This window comes from Gemmatimonas sp. (assembly GCF_021298855.1).
Lineage (GTDB): Bacteria > Gemmatimonadota > Gemmatimonadetes > Gemmatimonadales > Gemmatimonadaceae > Gemmatimonas.
Map to the genome: position 1 here is coordinate 46,381 of NZ_JAJTHI010000024.1, position 20,358 is coordinate 66,738.

The 20,358-nt window shown below is 67.4% G+C and carries 18 protein-coding genes and 2 tRNA genes; 17 read left to right on the plus strand and 3 right to left on the minus strand.

Annotated elements, in window-relative coordinates:
- Window positions 1-41 precede the first annotated feature (41 nt).
- The 15 genes from LW840_RS09525 (at window position 42) to hflX (ending at window position 16,925) form a co-directional block, all read left to right on the plus strand.
- Window positions 42-2,984 carry a TonB-dependent receptor gene (locus LW840_RS09525; protein ID WP_291273835.1) on the plus strand — a complete coding sequence of 981 codons (2,943 nt, stop codon included), beginning with the start codon at window positions 42-44 and terminating at the stop codon, window positions 2,982-2,984.
- Between the two features lie 150 nt (window positions 2,985-3,134).
- Window positions 3,135-3,908 carry a glycerophosphodiester phosphodiesterase family protein gene (locus LW840_RS09530; RefSeq protein ID WP_291276881.1) on the plus strand — a complete coding sequence of 258 codons (774 nt, stop codon included), beginning with the start codon at window positions 3,135-3,137 and terminating at the stop codon, window positions 3,906-3,908.
- 106 nt (window positions 3,909-4,014) lie between these two features.
- Window positions 4,015-4,380 (plus strand): YraN family protein, encoded by a 366-nt coding sequence (locus LW840_RS09535; RefSeq protein ID WP_291261804.1) that lies wholly within the window; start codon window positions 4,015-4,017, stop codon window positions 4,378-4,380.
- 134 nt (window positions 4,381-4,514) lie between these two features.
- Window positions 4,515-5,558 carry a recombinase RecA gene (gene recA / locus LW840_RS09540; protein WP_291261803.1) on the plus strand — a complete coding sequence of 348 codons (1,044 nt, stop codon included), beginning with the start codon at window positions 4,515-4,517 and terminating at the stop codon, window positions 5,556-5,558.
- 191 nt (window positions 5,559-5,749) lie between these two features.
- Window positions 5,750-6,346 carry a regulatory protein RecX gene (locus tag LW840_RS09545; protein ID WP_291276882.1) on the plus strand — a complete coding sequence of 199 codons (597 nt, stop codon included), beginning with the start codon at window positions 5,750-5,752 and terminating at the stop codon, window positions 6,344-6,346.
- Window positions 6,347-6,394: 48 nt separating this feature from the next.
- Window positions 6,395-9,178, plus strand: a complete 2,784-nt coding sequence (gene alaS, locus LW840_RS09550; RefSeq protein WP_291276883.1) for an alanine--tRNA ligase — start codon at window positions 6,395-6,397, stop codon at window positions 9,176-9,178.
- Window positions 9,175-9,552, plus strand: coding sequence for a hypothetical protein (locus LW840_RS09555; protein WP_291276884.1), 378 nt, complete (start codon window positions 9,175-9,177; stop codon window positions 9,550-9,552). Before alaS ends, LW840_RS09555 begins: the two co-directional genes overlap by 4 nt.
- 30 nt (window positions 9,553-9,582) lie before the next feature.
- On the plus strand, window positions 9,583-10,326 hold the full coding sequence (locus LW840_RS09560; RefSeq protein WP_291261799.1) for a CpsB/CapC family capsule biosynthesis tyrosine phosphatase: 744 nt from the start codon (window positions 9,583-9,585) through the stop codon (window positions 10,324-10,326).
- Between the two features lie 47 nt (window positions 10,327-10,373).
- Window positions 10,374-10,934, plus strand: coding sequence for an SIS domain-containing protein (locus LW840_RS09565; RefSeq protein WP_291276885.1), 561 nt, complete (start codon window positions 10,374-10,376; stop codon window positions 10,932-10,934).
- A complete protein-coding gene (locus LW840_RS09570; RefSeq protein WP_291261797.1) occupies window positions 10,931-11,686 on the plus strand; it encodes a glucose 1-dehydrogenase in 756 nt (251 codons plus the stop codon). Before LW840_RS09565 ends, LW840_RS09570 begins: the two co-directional genes overlap by 4 nt.
- Window positions 11,683-12,993 (plus strand): CCA tRNA nucleotidyltransferase, encoded by a 1,311-nt coding sequence (locus LW840_RS09575; protein WP_291266539.1) that lies wholly within the window; start codon window positions 11,683-11,685, stop codon window positions 12,991-12,993. The genes LW840_RS09570 and LW840_RS09575 overlap by 4 nt, the downstream gene beginning before the upstream one ends.
- The gene (locus LW840_RS09580; RefSeq protein ID WP_291266540.1) at window positions 12,990-13,520 is read left to right on the plus strand and encodes a hypothetical protein; all 531 of its coding nucleotides are present in this window, start codon (window positions 12,990-12,992) and stop codon (window positions 13,518-13,520) included. Before LW840_RS09575 ends, LW840_RS09580 begins: the two co-directional genes overlap by 4 nt.
- A complete protein-coding gene (locus tag LW840_RS09585) occupies window positions 13,517-14,884 on the plus strand; it encodes a replication-associated recombination protein A (protein ID WP_291266541.1) in 1,368 nt (455 codons plus the stop codon). The genes LW840_RS09580 and LW840_RS09585 overlap by 4 nt, the downstream gene beginning before the upstream one ends.
- 208 nt (window positions 14,885-15,092) lie before the next feature.
- A complete protein-coding gene (locus LW840_RS09590) occupies window positions 15,093-15,545 on the plus strand; it encodes an LEA type 2 family protein (RefSeq protein WP_291276886.1) in 453 nt (150 codons plus the stop codon).
- A gap of 78 nt (window positions 15,546-15,623) precedes the next feature.
- Window positions 15,624-16,925, plus strand: coding sequence for a GTPase HflX (hflX, locus tag LW840_RS09595; protein WP_291261840.1), 1,302 nt, complete (start codon window positions 15,624-15,626; stop codon window positions 16,923-16,925).
- A gap of 49 nt (window positions 16,926-16,974) precedes the next feature.
- On the opposite strand, the gene LW840_RS09600 is transcribed toward hflX, so the two are convergent.
- The 3 genes from LW840_RS09600 to rfaE1 form a co-directional block, all read right to left on the minus strand.
- Window positions 16,975-17,048: transfer RNA gene (locus tag LW840_RS09600), tRNA-Val, on the minus strand.
- Window positions 17,049-17,166: 118 nt separating this feature from the next.
- A tRNA-Ile gene (locus LW840_RS09605) sits at window positions 17,167-17,240 on the minus strand.
- 72 nt (window positions 17,241-17,312) lie between these two features.
- Window positions 17,313-18,308 carry a D-glycero-beta-D-manno-heptose-7-phosphate kinase gene (gene rfaE1 / locus LW840_RS09610; RefSeq protein ID WP_291266543.1) on the minus strand — a complete coding sequence of 332 codons (996 nt, stop codon included), beginning with the start codon at window positions 18,306-18,308 and terminating at the stop codon, window positions 17,313-17,315.
- A 47-nt stretch (window positions 18,309-18,355) separates the two neighbouring features.
- Here rfaE1 and LW840_RS09615 point away from each other — a divergent pair, with 47 nt between their 5' ends.
- Window positions 18,356-19,312, plus strand: coding sequence for a DMT family transporter (locus LW840_RS09615; protein WP_291266544.1), 957 nt, complete (start codon window positions 18,356-18,358; stop codon window positions 19,310-19,312).
- 63 nt (window positions 19,313-19,375) lie between these two features.
- Window positions 19,376-20,358: asparaginase (locus LW840_RS09620; RefSeq protein WP_291276887.1), on the plus strand; the 983-nt coding region annotated here is incomplete at its 3' end.

Consider the following 20,358-nt stretch of genomic DNA (forward strand, 5'->3'; position numbering starts at 1 on the left):
GCGCCGCCCCTCGTTGTCTTTCCTCCCTTACGAGGTACGAGATGTTCAAGCTGCTCCGACGTGGTCTGGCTGCGGCGGCACTGTCCGTAGCGGCCGCGGCCGTCGCGACCGCCCCCCTGGCAGCCCAAGGCGGTTCCATTTCCGGAAAAATCACCGACGCTTCCACCGGGCGGCCCATCGAGAACGTCGGCATCAGTGCCGAACTGGCCGCCGGCCAGCGCTATGGAGCCGTTTCCGGCGCCGATGGCAGCTATCGGATCAACAACCTGCCCAACGGTACCTACACGGTGTCGGCGCGCCTCATCGGGTACGAGCGCAAGTCCGTCACCAACGTCCGCCCCGGCCAGACCGTGGATTTCGCGTTGGCGCAGGCCACGACGACACTGTCGCAGACGGTGGTGACCGCCAGCCGTTCGCGTCCCGAGAAGGCCCTCGATGCGCCGGCGCAGATTTCGGTGATCTCGAGCGAGCGCATCGAGGAACGGCCGGCGGTTACGGTCGCCGATCACCTCATGGCGCAGCCCGGTGTGAACATCAACAAGGGTGGCATAGCGCAGGCCAACATCGTGTCGCGCGGTTTCAACAACGCCTTCAGCGGTTCGATGCTGATGCTGCAGGACTACCGCTTCGCCGGCGTCCCGTCGCTGCGCGTGAACGTGCCGTTCCTCTTCACGGGGACGAACGAGGACATCGACCGCATGGAGGTGCTGCTCGGCCCCGCGTCGGCGCTGTATGGCCCCAACAGCGGCAACGGTGTGCTTCACGTGATCACCAAGTCGCCCTTTGCCTCGCAGGGGACCACGGTGAGCCTCGACGGCGGCGAGCGCTCGGTGCTCCGGGCCGGCCTGCGTCATGCCAGCAAGCTGAATGACAAGATGGCGTTCAAGCTGTCCGGCGAGTACATGCGCGGCAACGATTGGGAATACAACGACCGGTCCGAACCCACCGTCTTCCCGACGACCGGGGTTCCTGCCAGTCGGGCCGGCCGGCCGAACGCCCGCGACTTCAGCCTCGAGAAGACCAGCGGTGAAGCCCGTCTGGACGTGCGGCCAGCGGATGGCGTCGAGGCCATTACCACGGTGGGCTACACCAGGGTCGGCAGCGCCATCGAAATGACCGGCGCCAACGGGTCCTCGCAGATCCGCAACTGGACGTATCTCAGCGCCCAACAGCGATTCAGCTGGAACCGGCTGTTCCTGCAGGCGTTCCTGAACTCCAGCAATGCGGGCAACGAGTCCGCGGCCGACGATCGCGGCACCTTCCTGCTCCGTTCGGGACAGCCCATCGTGGACCAGTCGCGCGTGATGGCGGCCCAGCTCCAGCATGGATTCGACGTCGGCAAGAAGCAGACGTTCACCTACGGCCTCGATTACATCTACACCAATCCGCGCACGGCGAACACGATCAACGGGCGCAACGAAGATGTGGACAACGTCACCGAGTACGGGGCCTACATCCAGTCGTCCACCAAGCCGATCAAGCAGGTCGAACTGCTGCTGGCCGCGCGCGGGGACGGCAACAACGTCATCGAGGGGCAGTTCTTCTCGCCGCGGGCAGCGCTCATCATCAAGCCCACCGAGTCGCAGAACATCCGCTTCACGTACAACCGGGCGTTCCAGACTCCGGCGAACTTCGCGTTCTTCCTCGATCTCGTGCAGGCCCGGAACATCGGTGGCTCTGGCTATGACGTGATCGCCCGCGGGAACCCGCCCAAGGAAGGGTGGCAGTTCAACCGCAGTTGCGGTTCGGCGAGCGCCTACAGCGGCTTCTGCATGAGGTCGGCTTTCGCCAACCAGGGGAACTTCGTCGGTGCATCGGCTGCGGCGGCGTTCCCGGGAGCGGTGCAAGCACTCAGCGCTCGCCTCGTCCCCGGCATCGCCCAGGCGCTGTCGGCCAATTTCCCTGCGGCCGTCGCACAGCAGCTGGCCGCTGGGGCCGTGCAGTTTCTCGGCACCCGGACACCCAGCAACGCCGACCTCGCGACCCGAGTGTCGTACCTGACCAGTGCCACGATCCCGGTCGATCCCGCCAGGTTGACGGACATTGCCCCCTTGGCCGCGGCCTTCAACAACACGTTCGAGGTGGGCTACAAGGCAATCATCAAGGACCGGGTCCGCCTCGACGCCACGTTCTGGTCGCAGGAGCGCGGCGACATCGGCACCCCCCCTTCCTTGGCGACGCCGAATGTCTTCTTTGGCAACCCGCAACAGCTGGGCGGCTACCTCGGCCAGCAGTTGGGCGCCTACTTCGCCCAGGCGCTCGCCGGCGTCGTCCCGGCAGCGCAGATTCCCGCGACGGCGGCGGCGTTGGCTTCGGGCGTGGCCTCCGCGCTCACGCCGAGCGTGGCGGCGGTGCCTCTGGGGGTCGTCACCTTCGCGAACGGCAACAGTGCCCCGAACGCCGTGTACGCCACCTATCTGCCCGCCGCCAGCGGCCGGTCCAGCGTCTGGGTGAACGGGCTGGATATGGCGGCTGATGTCGTGGCCTCCGATCTCCTGACCTTCGACTTCATGTACAGCTGGCAGAGCAGGACCATTTTCGACGGCATCAACGGGGGGAACAGCCTGCCGTTGATGTCCAACTCGCCAGGCTCGCGCGGCTCGATCGGTGCCCGCTACAACAACACGTCGAACGGCCTCGGGCTCGAACTCCGGACCCGTTACATGGAGTCCTACCAGGTCAACTCGGGCGTGTACGCGACCGGGTTTGCCTTTCCGATTGCCGCCGGTCAAACCGGGGCGACCCCGTCGGCCTCCGGTGGACCCGGACGGTGCTCGCCTGCTCCGGCCGGGACCTTCTGCTACGAGAACGTACCGGAGGCGTTCATGGTCGATGCCCAGCTCACCAAGCGATTCACCCTCGGGGACCAGAAGCTGATGTGGTCGCTCAGCGGGCAGAACGTCTTCAACAACCGCTTGCGCACGTTCCCGGGCGCGCCGGACATCGGTCGCATGCTCATGACGCGCATCCAGTACACCTTCTGATCCGGGCCCGTTGAGCCCGGAGCAGTGGGGGACGGGGTACGCGTCCCCTCACATCGCATCGGTGTGAGTTGCGACGGGGCGGGCCCAGGTGGGTCCGCCCCGTCTGCGTCGTGGTGTGCCGTCGTGGACGCGCACGCATTAACGTACGGCATGCTGTTGCTTGACCTCAGCGCCCGGCCAGTTATCGGGCATCGCGGCAATCGGGCGCACGTGCCGGAGAACACGCTGGAAAGTCTGCTTTCGGCCGTGGCGGTCGGGGCGGATGCGCTGGAGTTCGACGTGCAGGTTACGCGCGACGGCGAACTCGTACTCCTGCACGACCCCACCCTCGATCGCACGACCGATGCGTCAGGGGCGGTGGCCGGGTACACGGTGGCCGAGCTGCGCCGCGTCGATGCCGGTGCCCGCTTCACCACCGACGGTCGTCACTTCCCATGGCGAGGGCGGGGGCTGCGCATCCCCCGCTTCGACGACGTCATCGAGGCGCTGCCGCGCGACCTGCCTCTGATCATCGAGATCAAGACGCCAGAGGCGACGGTTGCTCTCGCCGCGGCGATCGAGCGACACGGACTGGCCGGGCGCGTGATTGTGGCGGGCTTCGACCCGGAGAGTACCAGGCCGCTGCGCGGTGCACCGTTGGCGCTGGGGGCGAGCACCCCCGACGTCGCGGCGCTCCTGATCCCGGCGCTGTTGCGTCGGCCCATCGCCCATCCCTGGTTCCACGCGCTGTGCATTCCGCCGTGGCACCGCGGGATCCCGGTGCCGGTGGCCATGCTCGCCAGAACGACCCGACCCTTCGGTGTGGCAACGCATGTCTGGACGGTCAATGACCCGGCTCAGGCGCGTCGTCTCTGGGCGAGCGGCGTGCAGGGCATCATCAGCGACGATCCTGCGCGTATGCTGGCGGTCCGCGGCGAACGCTGAACGGGCATCGTATACCCGTGCGCCGCAGACGGTGCGGTGCGTCGCGGGGGTAGGGGCGCCGCAGAAATGGTGCGGCAGTTGTCAGAGGGGCCTTGTACGATAGGGCATGACGAAAGCGCGGCAGGAACTCGGGCTGCTGGGTGAACGCATTGCGGCGCGATGGCTCGCTCGGTCGGGGTGGGAGCTGGTGGTGCATCGGTTCCGCAGCGGTCACCGGGACATCGATCTCATCATGCGCCAAGGGCAGGTGGTGGCATTCGTTGAGGTCAAGGCACGGCGCGGTCTGGCGTTCGGGTCACCCGTCGAGGCGGTACACCACCGCAAGCGGAATGAGCTGATTCGTTCGGCCACGGTCTGGGTGGACCGATTCGGGACATCTTCGCTCGAATACCGCTTCGACGTGGTTGGCGTGCTGTTGTTCGGTCGTTCTGTCCGTGTGTGCCACGTGCCGAACGCCTTCCAGCTGTCCTGAATCCGGTCGAATTCAGGAGTTGTCCACACTGCGTTTTCTTCGTACTTTATTCGGGTCTTGGTCCTGTTCGCGTTCACCCTAGATTCTCGCGAGCCAGGGCACGGCAGCTTCAACCCCTTACCACGGCGGTTCACATGGCGGGTTCGGTAATCACAGACGACAAGCGCAAGGCCCTGGCGCTCGCGGTGGCGCAGATCGAGAAGAGCTGCGGCAAAGGTTCCATCATGCGGCTGGGTACCGACGCCAAGGTGCGCGTCGAGTCCATTCCGACCGGCGCCATCAATCTCGATGCGGCCATCGGCGTGGGTGGGATCCCGCGGGGGCGCATCACCGAGATTTACGGCCCCGAGTCCAGCGGAAAGACAACGCTTTGTCTTCACGTCGTCGCCAATGCGCAGCGCAACGGTGGCGTTGCCGCCTACATCGACGCGGAGCACGCGCTGGACACGGAGTACGCGAAGAAGCTGGGTGTGGATGTCGAGAACATGCTCATCTCGCAGCCTGACACCGGCGAGCAGGCGCTCGAGATCTGTGAGATCCTCGTCCGTTCCGGTGCTGTCGACGTCATTGTGATCGACTCCGTGGCGGCGCTGGTTCCCAAGGCGGAAATCGAAGGCGATATGGGCGACTCGCACGTGGGTCTGCAGGCGCGGCTCATGAGCCAGGCGCTTCGCAAGCTGACGGGTGCGATTGCGCGTTCCAAGGTGTCGGTGGTGTTCATCAATCAGCTGCGCGAAAAGATTGGCGTGATGTTCGGCAACCCCGAAACCACGACCGGCGGCAAGGCGCTCAAGTTCTACGCGTCGCTGCGACTCGATATTCGCCGTATTGGCCCGGTGAAGGAGAAGGAAGATGTCATCGGTTCACATGTGCGAGTGAAGGTGGTGAAGAACAAGGTCGCGCCCCCATTCAAGCAGGCCGAGTTCGACATCATGTACGCCGAGGGGATCAGCCATACGTCGCTGTTGGTCGACATCGGTGTGGAAGCCGGCATCATCGACAAGTCCGGCGCCTGGTACAGCTATGGATCGCAGCGCATCGGTCAGGGACGTGAGAATGCCAAGTTGTTCCTCAAGGATAACCCGGTGCTCATGGCGGAAATCGAGGAAAAGGTCAAAGTGGTACTCGGTGTGAACGCGCCGGCGCCGACTGGCGGTGCTGACGAGGGAGAAGACTGACCGCGGTTCCCCGCGTGGCTGGATGCGCAGGGATGCGGGCCGAGGGGTCGCTCGCGGTGGGAAGTGGTGCCCGGATCACCACGGCTCATCGTGAGTAGCCCCTCGGCTCTTTTCTCCTTATGGAACAGTCTCCATTGCCGTCACCGCATGTCACCGCGCTCCGGGAATCGCCGAGGCGCCCAGGCCGATTCTTGCTCAGCCTCAGTGATGGGCAGCAGTTCGTGGTGCCAGCCGGGGTGCTCGCCGACACCGGCGCCGGGCGGATGGGGGTGGTCCTGGCGCCCGAGCTCCTGGGCCGCCTGCAGCACGAGCACGCCGTGACCTCGCTGGCCGATTGGGCGCTGGACGCGCTCGCTCGTGGTCGGCGCACCCGGCGTGAACTCGAGCTGCGTCTGCGTCGGCGGGATGGCACACCTGGACAGGTACAGGAAGCGCTCGCTCGGCTCGATGCGGCCGGTCTGCTCAACGACGAATCCGTTGCGCAGGCCGAGGCCGCGTCGCGACTTCGGCGGGGGGAGGCACCGGCGCGCATTCAGCAACGGCTGCGGCGAAAGGGTGTGGCCGCGCCGCAGGTGCAGGAGGCGATGGCCAGCGCCATGCACGACGATGCGTTCGATGAAGAGGCGGCATGCCGCGCTGCGGCCGAGAAGCGGGCCCGCTCGCTTGATGCGACCGATCCCGTTGCGGCGCGTCGCAAGCTGCAGGGCTTTCTGTTGCGTCGTGGCTTCGCCGCCGGCATTGCCGCGCGTGTGGCGCGCTCAGTTCTGGAGTCACGACGCGCAGAGTAAGGACGGGGCGTTTCAGTCGCACCCCAAGTCGGCTATATTGCAGGACTTATGCTCGCTGCCGATATCCGCGCCCGATTCCTGGCCTATTTCGCGAAGAATGGCCATGCCGTCCGCCCGAGCTCCGCGCTCGTGCCTGCCGACGATCCGACCCTGCTGTTCACCAACGCCGGCATGGTGCAGTTCAAGAAGGTCTTTCTCGGCATGGAAGAGGCGCCCGACGGGAAACGTCGGGCCACCACCTCGCAGAAGTGCGTCCGCGCCGGCGGCAAGCACAACGACCTCGAACAGGTCGGGCACACGGCGCGCCACCATACATTCTTCGAGATGCTGGGCAATTTCTCGTTTGGCGACTACTTCAAGCGAGAGGCCATTCGGTTCGCGTGGGAGTTCGTGACCGAGGATCTCAAGATTCCCCGTGAGCACCTGCGCGTCACCGTCTTCCACGAGGACGACGAAGCGCGGCAGCTCTGGAAGGAGGAAGCCGGCCTCCCGGACAACCGCATTTACGGTCTGGGCGCGAAGGACAACTTCTGGCAGATGGCCGACACCGGTCCCTGCGGTCCGTGCACCGAGATCTACGTCGACCTCGCGAAGATGGCCGCGGACTGGGCGTTCCCTGCCGATGCGTCCGGCGAATGGACCAACACCGACCTCGTGGAGTACTCCCTCGATGCCTTCGTCGAAGGCGCCGAGGCAGGGCGTTTCCTCGAGATCTGGAATCTCGTCTTCATGCAGTTCGACCGGCAGCCGGATGGGACGCTGGTGCCGCTGCCGCAGCCGTCCGTGGATACCGGCGCCGGGCTCGAGCGCATCGCTGCGGTGATGCAGGGCGTGACCAACAATTTTCACACCGATGGCTTCCGGCCGCTGATTACCAAGGTGGAGGAGATCGTCGGGATCAAGTACCCCTACCGCCCGGGGGTCGGGCTCGGCAAGGCACACGATGCGTCGGGCAAGGAAATCGATCCGGCCTCGTTCCGCGTGTTGGCCGACCATGCGCGTGCGGTTGGGTTTCTGCTTGCGGATGGGGTGTTCCCGAGCAACGATGGTCGCGGGTACGTGCTCCGTCGCATCCTGCGGCGTGCGGTGCGACATGCCTGGTTGCTGGGCCGTCGCGAGCCGACGCTGGTGCACGTGGTCGAGACGCTGATCGAGTCGATGCGCGACACGTACCCGGAGTTGCATGTGCGCCGCAAGCATATCCTCGAAACCACCAGGGCGGAGGAGGAGCGGTTCCTCGCGACCATCGATGCCGGGATGACGCGCTTCGAGGAGATGGCGCCGGAGAGCTCCACGCAGGGCTCGTCACGGCTCCGCGGCACGATCTCCGGCGAAGACGCGTTCCGGCTGTACGACACCTTCGGCTTCCCGATCGACCTGACCGAACTGATGGCGCGTGAGCGCGGTTATCTGGTCGACATCTCCGGCTTCGAGCAGGCACTGGCGGCGCAGCGAAAGCAGTCGCAGGAGGAGCGCAAGTCGAAGCAGTTGACCGTGAGCGCCGACGACTTTGCCGACCCGACGCAATGGACGCACGATCAGCAGCATGCCGAGGCGCTCGGGCGTTTCGTGGGATACGAGGTGATCGAGGTCGACTCGGTGGTCACGGCGGTGCGTCAGCTCACCGATGGGCGCGTGGCCGTCATGTTGCGCGAGACGCCATTTTACGCGGAGTCCGGTGGTCAGGTCTCCGATCAGGGGGAGATCCGCGGCGACGGGTGGTCGGTGTCGGTGACCGAAGTGCGCAAGATGGACGGTCGCATCGCGGCCATTGGCACGGCCACGGCGGAGGTGACCTTCGGGCGCGCGCACGCGTCCGTCCCGCGCGAACGGCGCAACGATACCGAGCGACACCACACGGCCACGCACCTGCTGCACGCGGCGCTGCGGAAGGTATTGGGGGAGCATGTGCATCAGGCGGGGTCGCTCGTGGCCCCCGATCGCCTGCGCTTCGACTTCACCCATCACGGTCCGGTAACCGCCGAGCAGTTGGCCGCCATCGAAGCCGATGTGAACGCCGGCGTGTGGGCCTCGGCGCCGGTCACCATTCAGGAAGAATCGTACACCGACGCCGTTGCCCGGGGCGCGATGGCGCTCTTCGGTGAGAAGTACGGCGACGTCGTGCGCGTGGTGGAGATTCCCAGGCTCTCCGTCGAATTGTGCGGCGGCACCCATGTGCGCAACACGTCGGAAATCGGACTCGTCCGCATCGTGAGCGAAAGTGGCGTCGCGGCGGGTGTCCGCCGTATCGAGGCGGTTGCCGGTCCGCGGGCGTTTCACTTCATGGCAGACCGGGAGCGTGCGCTGCTGCAGGTCGCGGCGCGCCTCAAGGTGCCCATGAGCGGAATGACGTCGGGGGGCGAACAAATCGAGAAGAAGCTCGATGGCTTGCTCGATGAGCGGAAGCAACTGGAGAAGCGGCTCGAGGAGGCCATGCGAGGCGGCGCGCAGGGCGGCGGGCTCGCGCAGCAACTCGCCGCCAAGGCGAACGACGTGGCCGGCACCCGGCTCGTGGCATCGCGCGTCGCGGTCCCTGATGCGAAGGCGCTGCAGGCGCTTGGCGACGCCGTGCGCGAGGCGCTCGGCAGTGGCGTGGCGGTACTGGGGGCGGCGCTTGCCGACGGTAAGGGGGCGCTGCTGGCCGTCGCCACCGAAGACGTGCGTGAGCGTGGGCTGCGGGCCGACGCGATCGTGCGCGAGGTGGCGGCCACCGTTGGCGGACGCGGCGGTGGGAAGCCGCACATGGCGCAGGCCGGGGTGGAGGTGGCGCAGCTCGATAGCGCTCTGGCCGCTGCCGGTGAGATTGTGTCGCGCCTGGCGGATGCAAAATGACCGTGACGGTGACGGGATTGGCGTCGACGGCGACCGGTACGGCACCGGCGCTCACGGTCGGTGAGTGGATGGCACGGATCGACCCGGTCCCGCCCCCGGCGCTCCACGGGCGGCTGTGTGAGCTGGTCGCCCCCTGGGCCGCACTCCCGGCGCAGGAGGTGCCCGAAGCCTGTCTCGAAGCCGGGGAGCGGCTGCTGGACGCGTTGCTCACGTCAGGGTCCACTACGCGTGCCACCGCGCTCGACCTGCTGGCCGTCGATGCCTTGGTGACATACGCCTTTCAGGCAGCCGCCGACGATCCGGCGCGTCTGGAAGAGCGGGCGGCCCGGGCCATGGCGCGCATCGCGGCATTGCCGGCGGCGCTTCAGGAATAGTGCCCACGTGACCCCGTCCTGGAGGCGGCAGTGATCGACATTCATTCCCATCTCCTCCCGGGTGTCGACGATGGATCACCGTCGTTCGAGGTTTCGGTCGCGGTGCTCCAGCGGTTTGCGGAGCAGGGCGTCACCACGCTGGTGTGCACGCCGCATCTCAACGCCAGCGATGCCGCCGAGGCGCCGGTCCAGGCGCACCGGGAGCTGCTCACTGAACTGCAGCGGCGGGCGCCGGCGGGGCTCGCGCTCAAGCCGGGGTGGGAAATCATGCTTGACGCCCCCAACATCGATCTGACCGCCAGGGAACTGGCGCTGGGAGGCTCGCGTGCCGTGCTGGTGGAGTTCACGCGTGGCGGCCTGCCGCGAGGCGCGACGGCCGAACTGCGGCGTCTGTCACGCAGTGGGTTGACGCCGGTGCTCGCCCACCCTGAGCGGTACTTCGGGTGCACGCTGGACGCGGTGCGTGAGTGGCGGAAGATCGGGGTGGTCATCCAAACCGATGCGTCGATGCTGATGGGGCGGGGGGCGCCATCGGAACTGGCGCGCGAGATGCTGGCGGCCGGTGTGATCGATGTGCTGGCCTCGGACAACCACGGTGATGCGCGCTCGCTCGCCAGTGCCCGGGAATGGCTTGAGGCGCATGGGGCGGACGAGCAGGTGGCGTTGTTGACGCACACGAATGCCGAATGCGTGCTCCACGATGAGGACCCCATTCCCGTTCCTCCGTTGCGCGCTGGACTCCTCGATCGCCTCAAGCGATTCTTCCGCCGTTGACCCCCTCGCCGCGCCGCTTCATGACGTCGTCGGAACAGCACGACCCTGTGGTTCCTCTCCTCGCCGCCCTGCGTGATCTCGCCGCAACCGCCGAGCGCTCCGCCTCGCAGCTCGAAGGGGAGATCGCTCGTGCGCTGGCCATGGTGCAGGACACCGTGGCGCGCGGGGGCACACTGCTCTTCTGCGGCAATGGCGGATCGGCTGCGGATGCCCAGCATCTGGCCACCGAGTACGTGGTGCGCTACATGCGCAACCGCCGAGCCTATCCGGCCATCGCGCTCACGACCGACAGTTCGCTCCTGACGGCAGCGGGCAACGATTTCGGCTTCGATCAGGTGTTTGCTCGGCAGGTGGAAGCGTTGGCGCGCCCCGGTGACCTGCTCATCATCCATTCCACGAGTGGCAATTCTCCCAACGTGTTGCTCGCGGCCGATGCGGCACGCCAGCGGGGCGTTGCGGTGCTGGCCTTGAGCGCGAAGGATGGCGGCGCGCTGCGTACGCGTGCCGATCTGTGCATTGTGGTGCCCACCGATCGGACCGACCGCGCGCAGGAGATTCACCTCTGCATTCAGCACGCGATCTGCGACGCCATCGAGGCCACGCTGTGATTGACCTGACCGGGAAGACGGCACTGGTCACGGGCGGCGCGCGCGGCATCGGTGCCGCCTGCGCCCGGTTGCTTGCCAGCGCCGGGGCCGATGTGGCCATCGCCTACCGCTCGCGCGCCAGTGAGGCAGCACAGCTCGTGGATGCGTTGCGGGGGCTCGGCCGCGACGCCGTGGCCTTTCAGGGGGATCTTGCCACGCGTCACGCCAACGATGCCTTTGTGGCCAGTGCAGTCGAGCGCTTCGGCCACGTGGACATCTTCGTCGGCAACGCGGGCGTGTGGCCCGATGTTGCGGTGCCGGTGGAACAGCTGGACGATGCCCGATGGCACCACACCGTAGCCACCAACCTCGACGGCATGTTCTTCGGTGCTCGCGCCGCCGTACGCCACATGGGTGCAGGGGGGCGCCTGATCTTCATCTCGAGCACGGCCGGACAGCGCGGGGAAGCGGGACATGCCGACTACGCCGCCTCGAAGGGGGCGATGATATCCTTCGTCAAGTCATTGGCCGTGGAGCTGGGGCCGCGCGACATCACCGTGAACAGCATCGCGCCGGGCTGGGTAGACACGGAGGCGGTGACGCGCCCGTTCGCCGCCGAGGGGCGGGGGCGCATCGAAGCGAATATCCCGCTCGGGCGTGTGGCGAGCCCGGCCGACATCGCGGGGCCTGTGCTCTTTCTGGCCAGCCCGCTGGCCCGCCACATCACCGGGGAGATTCTCAACGTGAACGGCGGGAGCGTGCTCTGCGGGTGACCCCATCGCCTGCGGCGCCGTTGCGCCCGCCGGGGCCGGTCGTCGAGATCGCCCGCACACTGCAGACGGCGGGCTTCGAGGCTTGGTGCGTGGGTGGAGCCGTGCGTGACGCGCTGCTCGGACTCGCCCACCTCGACTGGGATCTCGCCACCTCGGCGACTCCTCCGCAGGTACGCCGGTTGTTCAAGCGAACCGTGCCCGTCGGCATTGAGTTCGGCACGATCGGCGTGCTCGACCGCGAGGGGCGTATGCATGAAGTGACGACGTTCCGGCACGATGTGAAGACGGATGGGCGTCACGCCGAAGTGCAGTTCGGTGCCTCGCTCGACGAGGATCTCGCGCGGCGCGACTTCACCATCAACGCCATCGCCTTCGATCCGATTGCCCGCCGTCTTCATGATCCGTTCGACGGACGCGCCGACCTGGCCTTGGGGGTAGTGCGCGCCGTGGGAGACGCCGAGGCGCGCATGCGGGAGGATCGACTCCGGGCCCTGCGCGCCATACGGTTTGCGGCACGCTTCGACTTCGCGATCGATCCACCCACGTGGAATGCCATCGTGGCGAGCGCGCCGCATCTCACGCGGCTGTCACCGGAGCGTGTCCGGCAGGAGCTCGACAAGACCATGGAGCAGGTCCGGCGTCCCTCCATGGCGCTGCGTCGTTGGCGTGATTCCGGCGCCTTTGCGTCGCTGGTCCCGTCGCTGGCGCAAGTGCCTGACGACGTCCTGCATGCCGTGGACCTGTTGCCGATGCCCGGTCCGGCCACGCGGCCGCTGCGCAAGGCGTTGCGGTTCGCCGCGCTGTTCAGCAGCGGTGGAGGCGATGATGCGGCGCGTGCCCTGCGGGCGTTGCGGGCCTCCAATCACGATACTGCGATCATCAGTACCCTCGTCGAACGCTGGTCCCGACACGGAGCCGAGGTGGGGGCGGTGCTGGCATCGGGGATGTTGCCGTCAGCCGAGGTGCTGCGGCGTCTGGCCTCGTCCGTTGGTCGGCTTCGCGTGGGCGCCTTGGTGCGATTGGCTGCGGCGCGCTGGGGCGCAGGAGCAACCGCTGTGGATCCGAGTCTGGTCCGGCGATTGCACCGCACGCTCCACGAGATCGCTTTCCGCGATCCCCTCGAAGTGGCCGATCTTGCCATCGATGGCGATGACCTGCGACAGGCCGGGGTGTCGGCGGGGCCGGCGCTTGGGCGGTTGCTGCAGCGCCTGCTCGAACTCGTGCTGGCGGATCCGACCATCAACCACCGGGATGTGTTGCTGGCTCACGCGCGGCGCATGCTGAACGAGGATGGGGCGCCGACGTGACGGAGCCGTCTACGCTGGTACGGCATGAGCGATCCCGCTTTCGCGGGACGGACGAGTGGTTCGTGGTCGTGCGGCAGCCTGGACTCGTGTCGATTCGGGTCTTCGCCACGGCCGAGCGTATCGTCGACTGCTGGCATGCGCTCACCCTGCACCTCGACCCCGCCGTGGACGTGCACATCCACGACCTCCGCTCCTCGCGTCGCTGGTCTGATGGCCTGTTGGCACTTCCCGACGTGCGGGAGGCCATGGGGCGCCTGCGGCTGCCACTGGCTGCCTCCGGCGGCGTGGAGCTGTCGCTCTTCACCGAGAGCGACCAGCTTACGCTGACACCGGAGATGCTGCTCGTGATCTATGCGCGCACGGATCGCTGGGCCTATCTGCTCGATGGCCTCGGACTGCTCGAGCGCCCCGATATGGCCGTACCCGTATGGCGACCGACGCGCGACGTGCTGCGCCCGGACACGCAGCTCGCCCTCGCGCTGCAGGCGGCGGCCGATCGGCTGGGGTTGACCGGGACCGACCGGTGAGCCGAAGCGCGGGAAAGCCCGGGCCGGCGGGCGCGTCGCTGTTCGCCGCGTCGGTGCGCATCGAGCCGCTCGCCGCCCGCATGCGCCCGGAACGGCTCGAGGACGTCGTCGGTCAGCAGCATCTGCTGGCCGTCGGGCGACCGCTCGGCGACGCCATCCGCAACGGTACGGTCGGCAGCGTCATTCTCACCGGCCCGAGCGGCACCGGCAAGACCACCGTGGCCAGCCTGATCGGGCGGTACACGGCGCAGACGGTCATCGTGCTCAACGCCGTGACCGACGGTGTGCCCCGCCTGCGGGAGCTCGTGGCGGATGCGGAGCGTCGGCTGGACAGCGAGGGGCGCCGGACCCTGGTGGTGGTGGACGAGATCCATCGTTGGGCGAAGTCGCAGCAGGACGCCCTGCTTCCGCACGTCGAGCGCGGGATCATTTCCCTCTGTGGGGCCACGACCGAAGTGCCGGCGTTCGCGGTGGTTGGCGCACTGCTCTCGCGCTGCCGGGTGTACGCCCTGCGGCCACTTGCCGCTGGTGACATCGAGATGCTCATTGGTCGCGCGCTCGCCGACAGCGTCCGCGGGTTGGGAACGCGGCGACTGCAGATGTCGCCCACCGTCGTTGCCTGGCTCGCGGAGCAGAGCGACGGCGATGCCCGTCGGGCCCTCGGTGCGCTCGAAGCGGTTGCCACGACGCTCGTCGATGGCGATGAAGTGACGGTCGACGCGCTCAGCGCCTCATTGGGCGTCCGTGTGGTTGCCTACGATCGCGTCGACGTCGATCGCACAGCCATCATGTCGGCGTTTCACAAGTCCTGCCGTGGCTCTGATCCGCACGCGGCACTGTACTGGCTGGCGCGGGCACTGGTTGCGGGGGAAGACCCTCAGCTGTTTCTGCGGCGCCTGGCCGCCATCGCCACCGAAGATATCGGGCTTGCCGACCCGGCCGCGCTGGGGATCGTCATGCATGCGTGGGAGGCGTATCGCCGGCTTGGCCCGGCCGAGGGGGAACGCGCCGTGGCGCAGGCCACCGTGTATTGCGCCACGGCGCCCAAATCGAACCGGCTGTATCTGGCGTGGGCGGCTGCGCGCGAGGCCGCAGACGAGACCCCTGCGCTCCCGGTTCCCGCACACCTGCTGAACGCGGCGATGCACCTGCGCGCCGATGAGGCGCGCCGCGTGCCGTATCAGTATCCGCACGATTTCCCTGATGCCTTCGTGGCCCAACCATACCAGCCGGTTGAACTGCAGGGGCGCGTGTACTACAAGCCCGGCGCCTTCGGAGAGGAGAAGCGCATTGCCCAGCGCCTGGCCTGGTGGGCCGATCGAGGTGGTCCGCCCACTGACAATGACACGGCCGGCGGCCGGTGATGCGATGCCGGCGGCGATATCCGCTCGGCGCTCGCTTCAGGCTGGTCGGGAACTCAACGGTGCCATCGGGTACCACGGGAGGATGGCGCAGGCACCCAGCGGGGGTCGCGTCGGTACTCCATTCCTTTACCATCGGGGGTGACTCGTAATGTCTTTCTCGGCTTCGGCCCCCACACGACGCTGGTGGAGATCGACGGCTCGCGGGCTGATGATTGGCGCGGTGGTCGCCGGTGCCACGGGATGCGCGGCGCTCGGGCGGGCCACCTTCCGGGAGCCCGATGTGCAGCTCCGCGAGTTCATCATCACCGGGCTCGGCCTCACCGGTGGCAGCGTCGATGTGGTGCTGTCGGTGTACAATCCCAATGGCTACAAGCTCGACGCCCTCCGGATGACATACTTCGTGGAGGTGGACTCGATCAAGCTTGGCGAAGGGGAGCTGGGCAACCGGTTCGTGGTGCCGGAGAAGGACTCCTCCGTCGTGCGTCTGCCCATCCGTTTCACCTATGCCGGGCTGGGTGCCGCCGGACGCGCGCTTCTGCAATCGGGCACGGTCAACTACCGCGTGCGTGGGGATTTTTCGGTGGGTACGCCGCTGGGCAACTTCACACGACCATACGATCGACGCGGTCGCTACTCCTCGGTTGCCGGAAACGGCAAGTAGATTCTTCCAGTCCTTCCACACCGGTCTACTGCCATCAGTCGCGAGCCGATCAATCTCACGCCGCCCGTCGAGCGGGCGATCCTCGTCAGCGCGCCATTCAAGCGCGGTGGTGCCAAGCATTACGTGGACGAGCATCTCGAGGAATTGGCGCGCCTGGCGGACACGGCCGGTGCGCAGGTGGTGGGCACCCTCACGCAGCAACTCGACCGCCCGCACCCCGGCACCTACCTCGGCAGCGGCAAGGTCGAGGAGCTGAAGCAGCGCATTCAGGAGCTCGGGGCCACTCTCGTCATTTTCGACGACGAGTTGACACCCGCGCAGGGGAAGAATGTGGAGTCGGTGGTGCGCACGAGAGTCATGGATCGAGCGGAGCTCATCCTCGACATCTTCGCGACACGCGCGCGCTCGAGCGAAGCCCGCATGCAGGTGGAGCTGGCGCAGCTCGAGTACCTGTTGCCGCGCCTGACCCGCATGTGGACGCACCTCGAGAAGATGCGTGGCGGCATCGGCATGCGTGGACCCGGCGAAACGCAGCTCGAGACCGACCGACGCCTCATCCAGCATCGCATTCGCATCCTCAAGGAGCGGCTGGCCGACGTCGAACGCGCGCGTGAGGTCCAGCGGCAGGGCCGGCATGCGCACTTCCGCGTCGCGTTGGTGGGGTACACCAATGCCGGCAAATCGTCGATCCTGCGGCATCTCGCCAACGACGGCCTTGTCTTCGTGGAGGATCGTCTGTTCGCGACGCTCGATCCGCTCACGCGTGAGGTGGACATTGGCGATGGCTATACCGTGCTGCTGACCGATACCGTAGGCTTCATCCGCAAACTGCCGCATCACTTGGTGGCGTCGTTCCGTGCCACGCTGGCCGAGGCACGGGAGGCCGACCTGCTGCTGCACGTGATCGATGCAAGTCATCCGGCATGGGAGGAGCAGCGAGATGTCGTGGACGGCGTCCTGAACGATCTCGGCCTCTCGTCGCGTCCGCTTACGTACGTGATGAACAAGATGGATGCGGTACCGGCGGAGCAGCTGTCGGCAGTGCGTGAGCGTGTGGCGAACCTCATGCCGAACTCGCTCTTCGTGTCCGCCGTTGCCGACGGCGGCCTCGCCACGCTGACCAGCTCGCTCCGCTCCAGCCTGCGCAGCCTGCGCCCGATTCTGGAGGTGCACATTCCCGCCGCCAATGGGCGGCTCATTGCGGAGGTGCACCGGGATGGTGAGGTACTCGAGCAGCGGGCCGAGGACGAGATGCTCGTGCTGCGGGCGCGTCTCGACGAGCGCACGATCGGGCGGCTGCGTCATGCGGGGGCGCGCGTCATTGTCACGCAGGCCGGTCTGCGGCCCGCCGCACCCGTGCCGGCCGTCGCGCTCCCCTGAACGACGAACAGCCAGCCGATGACTGTGATCGGCTGGCCGTTCGGGCAAGTGGGCGCGCAGGGACTCGAACCCCGGACCTCTGCTGTGTGAAAGCAGCGCTCTAACCAGCTGAGCTACGCGCCCGTTTCCGTTCCCCCTTCGAGGGGCGGATCGAAAACGTAATCGGCCAACTCTGGTGTGGGAAGCCCCATCGAACAGACTCGCCGAAAAACCACACCGGCCGCACGGCGCCGGCTATCGATGGTCCGGGTGGGACTTGAACCCACGATCGATCGATTATGAGTCGACTGCTTTAACCGTCTAAGCTACCGGACCGGGGCAACACATCGCGCCAGGCGCGCGTGTCCCGCTGTATTCTCGATTGTTGGCGCGTCCGACGCCAGTCCGTCAGGGCAGACCGTGGAGGGCGTCGAAGGCCTCCAGTACCTCATCAGGGGTCACGGTGGCGGCGCCCAGCTTGCCCACCTCGACGCCCGCGGCATAGTTGGCCACGACGGCTGCCTCGAGGGTGCTGGCCCCCGCTGCCAGCATGGTGGCGAGGTACGCCGTTACCGTGTCGCCTGCGCCAACGACGTCGTACACCTCGCGGGCCGTGGTCGGGACCCGGTGCACCACCCCGTCGGCCGACACGAGGGCCATGCCACGTTCGCCCAGAGTGAGCAGGAGGTGTTCGACGCCCAGGCGGGCGAATGTGTCCGGCAGGGCGGCCGGGTGGTCGAGGTCGACTGCGGCGCCCAGGGCGCTCTCGAGTTCGCGTCGGTTGGGCTTGAACACGGTGGCGCCACGATACGCGAAGAAGTTCCTGAACTTGGGGTCCACGACCACAGGCAGCTTGCGCGCACGGGCGAGCGCGATGGCCCCTGCGATCACCGCCGGCACCAGCACTCCCTTGTTGTAGTCCTCCAGCACGAGCGCCGTGGCGTGGGGCAGGGCATGCTCGATTGCCGCCAGCACGCGGGACACCTCTTCGGGGGCGAGATCCGCGTCGTCCTCTTCGTCGAAGCGCACCAGCTGCTGTGAACGCGCCATGACGCGCGTCTTGGTGGTGGTCGGCCGGGATACCGTAACGAGGGAGCGCGATTCCATGGCACCCGCGTCAAGCCGCTCACGAAGCGTCGCGCCTGCCCGATCGTTACCCACAACGGCGACCAGATCACACCCGGCGCCAAGGGCGGCCACATTCTGCGCGACATTGGCGGCTCCGCCCAGTGCCAGCTTGCGGTCACGCACCCGTACGACGGGCACCGGCGCCTCGGGCGAAATCCGATCGACGTCGCCACGCAAATAGACATCGAGCATGGCATCGCCCACGATCACGACATGCTGGTGCCGGCCCGCCGCGAGCAGCGCCGCGAGGCGCTCGCGTTGAATGAAGGGGGTCATGCGGGAAAAGTAAGCAGTTCGAGGTTTCCGTCAGTAGCTTGGACGGGATGACCGCTCCCGTCACGACTCCCGATCCGGATGCCGGCACATCCCGGCGCGCCTCCCCCCTGGTGGTGCTGGCCCTGTCGCTCGTCGGCATCTCCTTCGCCGCACCGCTCATTCGGCTGTCGAACGCCGATCCGCTGGTCATCGCGACGTGGCGGCTCGGCTTCTCGATGATCATCGTGGCGGCCGCGCTGCTCGTGACCAAGGGGTGGCGCGAATGGCGCACCCTGGCCCGTCGCGAATACCTCTTCGCCACCGGAGCAGGGGTGCTGTTGGCGATTCACTTCTGGTCGTTCAATGCGTCGCTCCGGTACACGAGCGTGGCGGCGTCCGTGGCCCTCGTGAATCTGCAGCCGGTGATCATCGCGGTCGTCAGCGTGCTGTGGCTGCAGGAGCGTCCGTCTCGCGGGCAGTGGGTCGGCATCACGTTGGCCGTGTTGGGCGCGCTCATTGTGGGGGTGGCCGACGTGCCGGGCGGTCTGGCGGCAATCGGCCCGGCCCTACTGGGCGATGGCGCCTCGGGGTCACGGGCACTGTTCGGTGACCTGCTGGCGCTACTCGGCGCACTGACCGCAGCCGGGTATTACCTCATCGGCCGGCGTATCCGCCAGCTGCTGGGGCTCTGGCCGTACGTGGCCCTCGTGTACGGCGCCGCGTTCGTGAGTTGTCTGCTCCTTACGCAGCTTGCCGGGAAGCCCCTGCTTCCGCAGCCGCCGCGTGAGTTGGCCATCTTCGCCGGCCTCGCCGCAGGGCCCATGCTGCTTGGCCACACGGGGATGAACTGGGCGCTGGGGCACTTGCCTGCATTCATCGTGAATCTCACGACCTTGGGCGAACCCATCGGGGCCACCATTCTCGCCGCGCTGCTGCCGGGAATCGCCGAGGTGCCGGGGGTGGGGACGGTGCTGGGAGGGGGGCTCGTGCTGGCCGGGGTGCTGCTGGCTGCCCGCCGCGCCTGAAGGTTTCGGCGGCGAACCGTCCCGACACCCGGTTCCGCGCACCGCCGGGGTTATCTTGTTCGGGTGTGGATTCCTGATTCTTTCGATCTTCGCTCCGGCGGGGGAGCGCCCTCCGCCGGGATCGGCAATGGGTTCGGGCCGCCGCGCCAGACGCGGTCGCTCGACGTCATCGTCACGCGGGGTGGTGTCGTGGAGTCGCGCCACCGGGTACACGCGGCGGTCGTGTCGGCTGACGGCACACTGGTCGACGCCGCGCGGGACCCTGAGCTCCCCGTGTGGTGGCGCTCCTGCGCCAAGCCGTTCCAGGTCATGCCGTTCCTCCGCAGCGGTGGTTTTGATGCAGTCGGCTGGGGCGTGGAGGAATTGGCATTGGCCTGCGCCTCACACGGGGGGGAGCCGGAACATGTCGCGGTAGCCGCGCGCATGCTGGCGGCGCTCGGTCTCGAAGAGGGTGACCTTGCGTGCGGCCCGCACGAGCCGCTGGCGAGCCGCGGTGTACGGCTCGCGCGCGAAGCCGGGGTGCGCGCGGGCCGGCTGCACAACAACTGTTCGGGCAAGCATGCCGCCATGCTCGGCCGCGCCGTGCAGCTGGGCGAGTCGACGGCCGGGTACGAGCGCGCCCAGCACCGCGTGCAGCGCGATTGTCTGCATGCCGTCGCGCAGTGGTGCGGGCTCGCGCCTGACCGTCTCCACGTGGGCGTCGATGGATGCGGCGTCTCGGTGTTCGGTCTGCCGTTGGCCAACATGGCGCTGTCGTACGCTCGTCTCGTACAGGCGGCCGCGGAAGGCGACGGCGCGAGCCGTCGTGTCGTGAGCGCCATGACCGCGCACCCGTTTCTGGTTGGTGGCACCGATCGGTTCGACACGGTGCTCATGGAGGCGTGCGGCGGCAACGTGGTCTGCAAGATCGGCGCGGAGGGTGTGCATACCTTTGGCATTGTCGATCGCGGCCTCGGGTTCGCGATCAAGGTCGAAGATGGGGCACCGCGCGCGCAGTACCCCGCCGCGCTGGCCCTCCTCGCAGACTACGACGCCCTCCCCAGTTC